Origin of the sequence: Micrococcus sp. KRD012 (genome assembly GCF_017168555.1) — a bacterium.
Taxonomy (GTDB): domain Bacteria; phylum Actinomycetota; class Actinomycetes; order Actinomycetales; family Micrococcaceae; genus Micrococcus; species Micrococcus luteus.
Genome location: NZ_JABFBB010000021.1, coordinates 63806 through 73465, shown reverse-complemented (window position 1 = coordinate 73465; position 9660 = coordinate 63806). Strand labels below are relative to the sequence as shown.

The 9660-nt window shown below is 73.3% G+C and carries 9 protein-coding genes; 3 read left to right on the top strand and 6 right to left on the bottom strand.

Annotated features, from left to right (window positions below; translation table 11 throughout):
* Nucleotides 1-25 precede the first annotated feature (25 nt).
* Genes J1M37_RS08935 through J1M37_RS08925 form a run of 3 tightly spaced genes read left to right on the top strand, consistent with a single transcriptional unit; the run spans nt 26 to nt 4117 of the window.
* Entirely contained in the window at nt 26-1627 is a 1602-nt protein-coding gene (locus J1M37_RS08935; RefSeq protein WP_206452452.1) for a glucose-6-phosphate isomerase, read from the top strand.
* Nucleotides 1617-3179: a glucose-6-phosphate dehydrogenase gene (gene zwf / locus J1M37_RS08930; protein ID WP_036315281.1), complete on the top strand. Its 1563-nt coding sequence runs from the start codon at nt 1617-1619 to the stop codon at nt 3177-3179. Before J1M37_RS08935 ends, zwf begins: the two co-directional genes overlap by 11 nt.
* The gene (locus J1M37_RS08925; RefSeq protein ID WP_036315284.1) at nt 3176-4117 is read left to right on the top strand and encodes a glucose-6-phosphate dehydrogenase assembly protein OpcA; all 942 of its coding nucleotides are present in this window, start codon (nt 3176-3178) and stop codon (nt 4115-4117) included. Before zwf ends, J1M37_RS08925 begins: the two co-directional genes overlap by 4 nt.
* Before the next feature lie 93 nt (nt 4118-4210).
* Here the strand turns inward: J1M37_RS08925 and secG are convergent, their stop codons facing one another.
* The 6 genes from secG to whiA form a co-directional block, all read right to left on the bottom strand.
* The gene (gene secG, locus J1M37_RS08920) at nt 4211-4462 is read right to left on the bottom strand and encodes a preprotein translocase subunit SecG (protein WP_036315286.1); all 252 of its coding nucleotides are present in this window, start codon (nt 4460-4462) and stop codon (nt 4211-4213) included.
* A gap of 81 nt (nt 4463-4543) precedes the next feature.
* A complete protein-coding gene (gene tpiA / locus J1M37_RS08915) occupies nt 4544-5335 on the bottom strand; it encodes a triose-phosphate isomerase (protein WP_036315288.1) in 792 nt (263 codons plus the stop codon).
* A 2-nt stretch (nt 5336-5337) separates the two neighbouring features.
* Nucleotides 5338-6585, bottom strand: coding sequence for a phosphoglycerate kinase (locus tag J1M37_RS08910; RefSeq protein WP_049147874.1), 1248 nt, complete (start codon nt 6583-6585; stop codon nt 5338-5340).
* A gap of 107 nt (nt 6586-6692) precedes the next feature.
* Nucleotides 6693-7703, bottom strand: coding sequence for a type I glyceraldehyde-3-phosphate dehydrogenase (gene gap, locus J1M37_RS08905; protein WP_041105191.1), 1011 nt, complete (start codon nt 7701-7703; stop codon nt 6693-6695).
* 185 nt (nt 7704-7888) lie between these two features.
* Entirely contained in the window at nt 7889-8515 is a 627-nt protein-coding gene (locus tag J1M37_RS08900; protein ID WP_036315296.1) for a superoxide dismutase, read from the bottom strand.
* A 149-nt stretch (nt 8516-8664) separates the two neighbouring features.
* A complete protein-coding gene (whiA, locus tag J1M37_RS08895) occupies nt 8665-9630 on the bottom strand; it encodes a DNA-binding protein WhiA (protein WP_036315298.1) in 966 nt (321 codons plus the stop codon).
* Nucleotides 9631-9660 lie beyond the last annotated feature (30 nt).

Below are 9660 nucleotides of genomic sequence, written 5' to 3'. Positions count from 1 at the left end.
CGCCACGCGCACGGAAGGACCCCCCATGAGCACCCTCGGCCTCACCGCCACCGGAGCCGCCCTCGAGGCGATCGACCGCCATCTGCCCGCCCTCCTCCAGGACCGCGTCGCCTCCCGCCTCGGGGCGCAGGACGCCGACCTGTGGGGGGCGCCGGCCCGCGACGAGGCCGCCAAGCGGCTCGGCTGGATCGACCTGTTCGAGGACTCCCGCGCCCTCGTCCCGCACATCGCCCAGCTGACCCGGGAGCTGCGCGCCGAGGGCGTGGACCGCGTGGTCCTGGCGGGCATGGGCGGCTCGTCCCTGGCCCCCGAGGTGATCGCGGCGACGGCCGGCGTCGAGCTCGAGGTCCTGGACTCCACGGACCCGCTCCAGGTCTCCCGCGCCCTCGAGCGCGACCTCGAGCGAACCGTGCTGGTGGTCTCCTCCAAGTCCGGCTCCACCGTGGAGACCGACTCGCAGCGCCGCGTCGTCGAGGCCGCGTTCCGCGACGCTGGGATCGACCCCCGCACCCGCCTGGTCGCCGTCACGGACCCGGGCTCACCGCTGCACGCCGCGTGCGAGTCCGCCGGCTGGCGCGCCGTCTTCACCGCGGACCCGACCGTGGGCGGGCGTTTCTCGGCCCTCACCGCGTTCGGCCTGGTCCCCACCGGCCTGGCCGGCGTGGACGTCGCGGCCCTGCTGGACGACGCGGAGGCCGTGCTCGACCTGCTGATCGCCGACGACGAGGACAACCCGGGCCTGCAGCTCGGCGCGGCCCTGGGCGGCACCCGCCCGCTGCGCGACAAGCTCGTCTTCGCCGACCACGGGTCCGGCATCGCCGGACTGCCGGCCTGGATCGAGCAGCTGATCGCCGAGTCCACGGGCAAGGACGGCACCGGGCTGCTGCCCGTCGTCGTCGCCCCCGGCGACCCCGAGACCGTGTGGGACGCCCCCGACCTGCTGCAGGTGCAGCTCGTCGGCGAGGACGACGTCGCGGCCCCGGGCCACGGCGTGCAGGTCGCCGGCTCGCTCGGCGCCCAGCTGCTGCTGTGGGAGGTGGCCACCGCGGTGGCCGGCCGCCTGCTCGGGATCAACCCCTTCGACCAGCCGGACGTGGAGGCCGCCAAGGCCGCCGCCCGCACCCTGCTGGACGGCCCCGCCGCCGAGCGGCCGGCCGACGGCGAGGTGGAGGGTGTCGAGGTCTCCGGCCCGGCGTCCGTGACCTCTGCCCCGGACCTGGCCGGCGTGCTGCGCGCCACGGCGGCACTGGTGCCCGAGGGCGGCTACCTGGCGGTCCACGCCTACCTCTCCCGTCATGACGCCGCCGAGCTCGAGGAGCTGCGCGCGGACCTGGCGGACCTGGTCGGCCGCCCGGTCACGTTCGGCTGGGGTCCGCGGTTCCTGCACTCCACCGGACAGTTCCACAAGGGCGGCCCGGCCGTCGGCGTGTTCCTGCAGATCACCGGCGACGCCGGCCTGGACCTCGAGGTGCCCGGCCGCCCGTTCTCCCTGGGCAGGCTCATCGCCGCGCAGGCAGCGGGCGACGCCCGGGTGCTGGGCGATCTCGGCCGCCCCGTGGTCACCCTGCACCTGCGCCGCCGCGACGCGGGCATCGAGGCCCTGAGGAGCGCCGTCCGTGGCCGGTGAGTCCCGGACCGCCCCCCGCAACCCGCTGCGCGACCCCCGTGACCGGCGCCTGACCCGCATCGCGGGCCCGTCGGCGCTCGTGCTGTTCGGCGTGACGGGCGACCTGGCGAAGAAGAAGCTCCTGCCGGCCATGTACGACCTGGCCCAACGCGGCCTGCTGCCGCCGGCGTTCTCCCTCGTCGGCTTCGGTCGCCGCAGCTGGTCCGACGAGGAGTTCGCCGACTACGTGCGCGCCGCCGTCGAGGCCTCCTCCCGGACCACGTTCGACGAGACCGTGTGGGACCAGTTCCAGGGCGGTCTGCGCTTCGTCTCCGGCGCGTTCGACGACGAGGCGGCCTACGTCCGTCTCGACGAGGTGCTCGCCGAGCTCGAGACCTCACGCGGCACGCGCGGGAACACGGCGTTCTACCTCTCCATCCCGCCGGACTGGTTCGAGGCCGTCTCCCGCCACCTGGCCGACCAGGGCCTGGCCGACCGGTCGCAGCCGGCCGAGGGCCCGTGGCGCCGCGTGGTCATCGAGAAGCCCTTCGGCCACGACCTGGCCAGCGCGCAGGAGCTCAATGCTGTGATCGAGCGCGTCTTCCCCTCGGACGCGGTGTTCCGCATCGACCACTACCTCGGCAAGGAGACGGTGCAGAACATCCTCGCGTTCCGGTTCGCCAACCGGATGTTCGAGCCGCTCTGGAACGCGGAGCACGTGGACCACGTCCAGATCACGATGGCCGAGGACATCGGCATCGGTGGACGGGCGAGCTACTACGACGGCGTGGGCGCGGCGCGCGACGTCATCCAGAACCACCTCCTGCAGCTGCTCGCGTTCACCGCGATGGAGGAGCCGATCTCGTTCGACGCGGACCATCTGCGCGCGGAGAAGGAGAAGGTCCTCGAGGCCGTGACCGTCCCGGACACGCCCGAGGGACTCGCGGCGGCCTCCGCCCGCGGCCAGTACACCTCCGGCTGGCAGGGCGGCGAGCGGGTCACGGGATTCCTCGACGAGGAGGGCTTCAACCCGGCGTCCGTCACGGAGACGTACGCCGCGCTCAAGGTGGGCATCCGCACGCGGCGCTGGCAGGGCGTGCCGTTCTACCTGCGGGCCGGCAAACGCCTCGGCCGGCGGGTGACGGAGATCGCCGTCGTCTTCAAGAAGCCCCCGCACCTGCTGTTCCCCGTCCACGACGGGGACGAGTTCGGGCAGAACATCATCGTCATCCGGGTGCAGCCGGACGAGGGCGTCACCATCCGCTTCGCGTCCAAGGTGCCCGGCACGCAGACCGAGATCCGCGACGTCACGATGGACTTCGGCTACGGCCACGCCTTCACCGAGGACTCCCCCGAGGCGTACGAGCGTCTCATCCTCGACGTGCTCCTCGGGGAGCCGCCGCTGTTCCCGCGCCAGGCCGAGGTGGAGCTGTCCTGGCGGATCGTGGACCCGTTCGAGGAGCACTGGGCGAGCCTGGGCACCCAGCCCGAGCCCTACGCCCCGGGCACGTGGGGACCGCCCTCGGCCGACGCCCTCATGGCCCGCGACGGACGAAGCTGGAGGCGCCCGTGAAGATCCGCATGCACGACACCACCACCTCCCAGGTGGCCAAGCGCATCACGCAGCTGCGCGAGAAGAGCGGGGTCGTGGCCCTCGGCCGCGTCCTCACGCTCGTGATCAGCACGGACGACGCCGGCATCGAGTCCGCCGTCCAGGCCGCCAACGCGGCCTCGCTCGAACACCCGTGCCGCATCGTCGTCCTGGCCCTGGGCGACCCCGCGGCCCCCACCCGCCTGGACGCCGAGATCCGGGTCGGGGGCGACGCCGGCGCCTCCGACGTCGTGGTGCTGTGGTGCGCCGGGGAGAACGCCCACGCCGACGAGTCGCTCGTCTCCGGGCTGCTCCTGCCCGATGCGCCCATCGTCGTGTGGTGGCCCGGGGTGCCACCCGGGGTCCCCTCGGCGACGGCGCTCGGTCGCCTGGCCCACCGCCGGATCACGGACACGGCCTCGGCGTCCGCGGCCGAGCCCGCCCTGTGGGCTCTGCGCGCGGGCCACCATGAGGGGGACACCGACCTGGCCTGGACGCGCCTGACGCTGTGGCGGATCCAGGTGGCCGGGATCTTCGACACGCTCGACGTGGCCACCCTGCGCTCGGTGACGGTGGACGGGGCGCCGGACTCCCCCAGCACCATGCTGCTCGCGGCGTGGCTCACCCTGACCCTGAAGGTGCCCGTGACGATCGCGCACTCGAAGGTCGGCCACGGGATCCGTGCGGTGCGCCTGCGGTGCACGGACGGGGACGTGGTGCTCTCCCGCTCGCAGTCGCAGGTGGCCCGGCTCTATCAGCAGGGCCGGCCGGTGCAGCGCATCTCCCTGCCACGCCGGACGATCCAGGACTGCCTGGCCGAGGAGCTGCGCCGCCTGGACCCGGACGAGGTCTTCGGCGCCGTGCTCCACCAGGGCCTGCCGCGCACGGACCTCTCCCCCGTGCAGGCCTCCGAACGCTGAGGGGCCCCCGGCGCCCCACCGGTCCGGGACGCGCGAACGCCCCGCACGGATCTTCCGTGCGGGGCGTTCGCGTCGGGGCCCGGCGGGGCGGCCTCAGGACTCCATGGTCAGACGCGGCAGGACGCCGAGCAGGGCGATCACGACACCCCAGGCGACCACGGAGCCGACGGTCAGGCGGGTGAGCAGACGCTGGGCGGAGCCCGAGGAGCTCATCGAGCTGGTCACGCCGCCGCCGAACATGTCCGAGACGCCGCCGCCGCGGCCCTTGTGCAGCAGGATGAGCAGCACGATGACCACGCTGAGCACGACCACGAGGATCTGCAGGGCCAGGGTCAGGACGTCCACGGGAGGGCTCCTCGGGTCGAGGTGCGGCCCCGGCGCGCGCCGGGGCCGTCACGGAGAATGCGGTCGGTCGGGCCGGACGGATCAGGCCTGGTCGAACCGGACGATCTTAGCAAACTCGTCCGCGTCGAGGCTGGCGCCGCCCACGAGGGCGCCGTCCACGTCTGGCTGCGCCAGCAGCGCCGGCGCGCTGGAGGACTTCACGGAGCCGCCGTAGAGGATCCGCAGTCCGGCGGCGACGTCGTCGCCGTGCAGTGCGGCCACGCGGGCGCGCAGGGCCGCGCACATCTGCTGCGCGTCCTCGGGGCCGGCGACCTCGCCCGTGCCGATCGCCCACACGGGCTCGTAGGCGACGACGACGCCGGCCACGTCCTGCGCCGACAGGCCCGCGATCGAGCCCTCCAGCTGGGCGAGCGTGTGCTCGACGTGCCGGCCGGCCTGGCGCACCTCCAGGCCCTCGCCCACGCAGATCACCGGGGTGAGGCCGTGGCGCAGGGCCGCGGCGGCCTTGCGCGCGACGAGCGCGTCGTCCTCCCCGTGGAGGGTGCGACGCTCGGAGTGGCCCACGATCGCGTAGCGGCACCCCAGCGCGGCCAGGAACGCGCCGGAGACGTCGCCCGTGTAGGCGCCGGCGTCCTCGGGCGAGAGGTCCTGCGCGCCGTAGGCGAGGTCCAGGCGGTCGCCGGTGACGAGCGTCTGCACGGCCCGCAGGCCCGTGAAGGGCGGGAACACCGCGACCTCCACGGCCTCCTGGTCATGGTCCGCGTCCGTGAGGAGCCACGTGAGGCGCTGCACCAGGGTGACGGCCTCGAGGTGGTCCAGGTTCATCTTCCAGTTGCCCGCGATCAGCGGCACGCGTGTGGTCTGCTCCGCCATGCTCACGCCCGCCCCTCGCCGGCCAGGGCGGTGACGCCCGGGAGCTCCTTGCCCTCGAGGTATTCGAGGGAGGCGCCGCCGCCGGTGGAGATGTGGCCGAACGCGTCGTCGGCGAAGCCGAGCGTGCGCACGGCCGCCGCGGAGTCGCCGCCGCCGACCACCGACAGGCCGCCGGCCGCGGAGGCCTCGGTGAGGGCCCGGGCCACCGCCCGGGTGCCCTCCGCGAAGGCCGGGAACTCGAACACGCCCATGGGGCCGTTCCAGAACACGGTCTGGGCGCCGCGGATCTGCTCCGCGAACGCCCGGGCCGTCTCGGGGCCGATGTCCAAGCCCATGGCGGACGCGCCGTGCGCGCCCGAGGTGAGGGCGTCCACGGCCAGGACCTCGTGCTCGGCGTCGGCCGCGAAGCCGGAGGCCATGACGATGTCCGTGGGGAGCACGATGCGGGCGGCCCCGGCCTCGGAGCGGCGCAGGTACTCGCGGACGGTGTCGAGCTGGTCCTCCTCGAGCAGGGAGGCGCCCACCTCGTGGCCCTGCGCCTTGAGGAACGTGAAGAGCATGCCGCCGCCGATCAGCAGCGTGTCGGCCTTGTCCAGCAGGTTGTCGATCACGGCCAGCTTGTCCGAGACCTTCGACCCGCCCAGCACGACGACGTAAGGCCGCTCCGGGGACTCGGTCAGACGGGTGAGCACCTCGAGCTCGGCGGCGACCAGCGGGCCCTGGTGGGCCGGCAGCTGTGCCGCGACGTCGAACACGGAGGCGTGCTTGCGGTGGACCGCGCCGAAGGCGTCGCCCACGTAGGCGCCGTCGTCGCCGGCCAGCGCCGCCATCTCGCCGGCCAGTGCGGCGCGCTCGGCGTCGTCCTTGGAGGTCTCGCGGGCGTCGAAGCGCACGTTCTCCAGCAACAGCACCTGGCCGTCCTGCAGGGCGGCGGCCTTCGCGCGCGCGTCGTCCCCGGTCACGTCCGCGGCCAGGGCGACGTCGGCGCCCAGCAGCTCGGCCATGCGCGCGGCGACCGGACGGAGGGAGTACGCGGGGTCCGGCTCACCCTTGGGGCGGCCCAGGTGGGCCATGACGATCACGCGCGCACCGGCCTCGGCCAGGTCCCGGATCGCGGGCAGCGAGGCCCGGATGCGGCCGTCGTCGGTGACGGTGTCCCCGTCCAGCGGGACGTTCAGGTCGGACCGGATGAGCACGGTGCGGCCGGCGACGCCGGCCTCGAGCAGATCGGTGAGGGTCGGTGCGGGCATGATGCCTCCTGGGGTGCCGGAGCGGGGTCGGTTCACGGTGCAGTCTAGGCGGACGGCCCGGGCCGACGGAGGAACCGTCGGCCCGGGCCGTCGGGCGCCGTGCGGGCTCAGAGCTTCGAGCCGATGAGGTCTGCGAAGTCCATGAGCTGGGAGGTGTAGCCGTACTCGTTGTCGTACCAGCCGATGATCTTCACGGTCTGGCCGATGGACTTGGTCAGCGGGGCGTCGAAGGTGCACGCCGCCGGGGAGGTGATGATGTCCGAGGACACGATCGGGTCCTCCGAGTAGACCAGGCGGCCCTGCAGCGGACCGGACTCCGCGGCCTTCTTAAACGCCGCGTTGATCTCCTCGACCTCCACGTGGCGCGTCAGCTCCACGGTCAGGTCGGTGGCCGAGCCGGTGATGGTGGGCACCCGCATGGCGAAGCCGTCGAGCTTGCCCTTCAGCTCCGGGATGACCTCGCCGATGGCCTTGGCCGCGCCCGTGGAGGTGGGCACCATGTTCTGGGCGGCGGCGCGCGCCCGACGGCGATCCTTCTTGTGCACGTTGTCGTGCAGGTTCTGGTCGCCGGTGTACGCGTGGATCGTGGTCATGATGCCGTCCACGATGCCGAACTCGTCGTTGAGGACCTTCGCCATCGGGGCCAGGCAGTTCGTGGTGCACGAGGCGTTCGAGACGATGTGCATCGTCTCCGCGTCGTAGGTGTGCTCGTTCACACCCATCACGAAGGTGCCGTCGACCTCCTTGGCGGGAGCGGAGATGAGGACCTTCTTGGCCCCGGCGTCGAGGTGGGCCTGCGCCTTGGGGCCGGTCGTGAAGATGCCGGTGCACTCGATGACCAGGTCCACGCCGAGCTCACCCCACGGCAGCTTCGTCGGGTCGGCCTCCTGGAAGAACGCGACGTCGCGGCCGTCGATGCGGAACCCCTTCTCGGTCCGCTCCAGCTCGCCCGGGTAGCGGCCCAGGATGGTGTCGTACTGGGTCAGCCAGAACAGGTCCTCGGGGTCGGCGAGGTCGTTCACCGCGACCAGCTCGAGGTTCTCGTGGCCGCGGTCCCTGAGCACGCGCACGATGTTGCGTCCGATGCGGCCGTAGCCGTTGATGGCGATCTTGGTCATGGTGGTCTCTCTCGTTAGTTCGCGTTGCGTGGTCCCCGTGGCGGTGGGTCCGGGGCGGTACGGTCGAGCGGTCGCGCCCGGTCCGGGCGCGCGGTGGGGACAGGGCCGGAGCGCCGAGCCCCTCCCCGCATCGGGGCGCTGACGTCGTGGGGCCACGACGTCAGCGCCCCGGTGCGCGGTGTGGATCAGGCCGGGAGGATCAGGCCGGAGGCGCCGGCGCGGGCGGCCTCGAAGCGGGCCTGCACGTCGGCCCAGTTCACGATGTTCCAGATCGCCTTGACGTAGTCCGCCTTGACGTTCTGGTAGTCGAGGTAGAAGGCGTGCTCCCACATGTCCAGCTGGAACAGCGGGATGGTGGCGACCGGCACGCCGTTCTGCTGGTCGTAGAACTGCTCGATCACCAGGTTGCCGCCGATGGGCTCGTAGGCCAGCACGGCCCAGCCGGAGCCCTGGATGCCGAGGGCGGCGGCGGTGAAGTGGGCCTGGAACTGGTCGAACGAGCCGAAGTACTCGTCGATGGCGGCGGCCAGCTCGCCGGTCGGCTTGTCGCCGCCCTCCGGCGAGAGGTTCTTCCAGAAGATCGAGTGGTTCGTGTGCCCGCCCAGGTTGAAGGCGAGGTCCTTCGACAGCTGGTTCACGGAGCCGAAGTCGCCGGCCTCACGCGCGGCGGCCAGCTTCTCCAGGGCGGTGTTCGCGCCCTTGACGTACGTGGCGTGGTGCTTGGAGTGGTGCAGCTCCATGATGCGGGCCGAGATGTGCGGCTCCAGCGCGGCGTAGTCGTAGTCCAGCTCCGGAAGGGTGTATTCGGTCATGCTTCCTCCTTGGTCAGGCGAGGCTGCGGGCAGGACGCCCTCGGCCTCCACCTCGGGCAACCTCGCGTCTCGGCGGCGTATTCCGTCCGTCTCCATTGTGATCGGGGGCGGAGCGCCGGGGCCAGATCCCGTCGACGGTGATCCCGCGCTCAGCCTTCGGAGGCCGCGTCCGTCCCGGGGATGCCCCGCTCGGCGGCCCGCTTGTCCGCCATGGCCAGTAGCCGGCGGATGCGCCCGGCGACGGCGTCCTTGGTCATCGGCGGGTCCGCGAGGCGGCCGAGCTCGTCGAGGGAGGCCTGCTTGTGCTCGAGGCGCAGCCGTCCCGCGTAGCGAAGGTGGTCGGGCACCTCGTCCCCGAGGATCTCGAGGGCCCGCTCCACCTTCGCCCCGGCCGTGACAGCGGCCTGGGCGGAACGGCGCAGGTTGGCGTCGTCGAAGTTCGCCAGGCGGTTGGCGGTGGCCCGGACCTCTTTGCGCTCGCGCCGCTCGCGCCAGAGGGTCGCGGTCTGCTCCGCGCCGACGGCGGCGAGCAGCGTGGCGATCGCCTCGCCGTCGCGGACCACGACGCGGTCCGACTGACGCACCTCGCGCGCCTTCGCCGCCACGCGGAGCCGACGCGCGGCCCCCACCAGCGCGAGCGCGGCCTCCGGGCCCGGCGTGGTCACCTCGAGGGCCGCCGAGCGGCCGGGCTCGGTGAGGGAGCCGTGGGCCAGCAGGGCCCCGCGCCACACGGCGGCGGTGGCCGCCGTCGTCCCGCTGACGAGGACCGGCGCGAGGCCACGCACGGGCCGTCCCCGCTGGTCGATGAGCCCGGTCTGCCGGGCGAGGTCCTCTCCCCCGCGCACGACCCGGAGCACGTACCGCTGACCACGGCGCAGGTTGCCGCCGGAGACCACCACGATCTCCGGGGCCAGGCCGTACAGCTCGGTGATGGCGGCGCGCAGGCGGCGCGCACTGGCGCCGTGGTCCAGTTCAACCTCCACGACGACGCGGCCGGCCACGAGGTGCAACCCCCCGGCGAACCGCAGCATCGCCGCGGTCTCCGCCCGCCGCTCCGGGGTCGCGGCGACCGGCACACGGGCCAGCTCCTCCTTGAGGGTCATGGTCAGCGCCATGCTCGTGCTCCTTCTCGGCGAGGTGCGCGC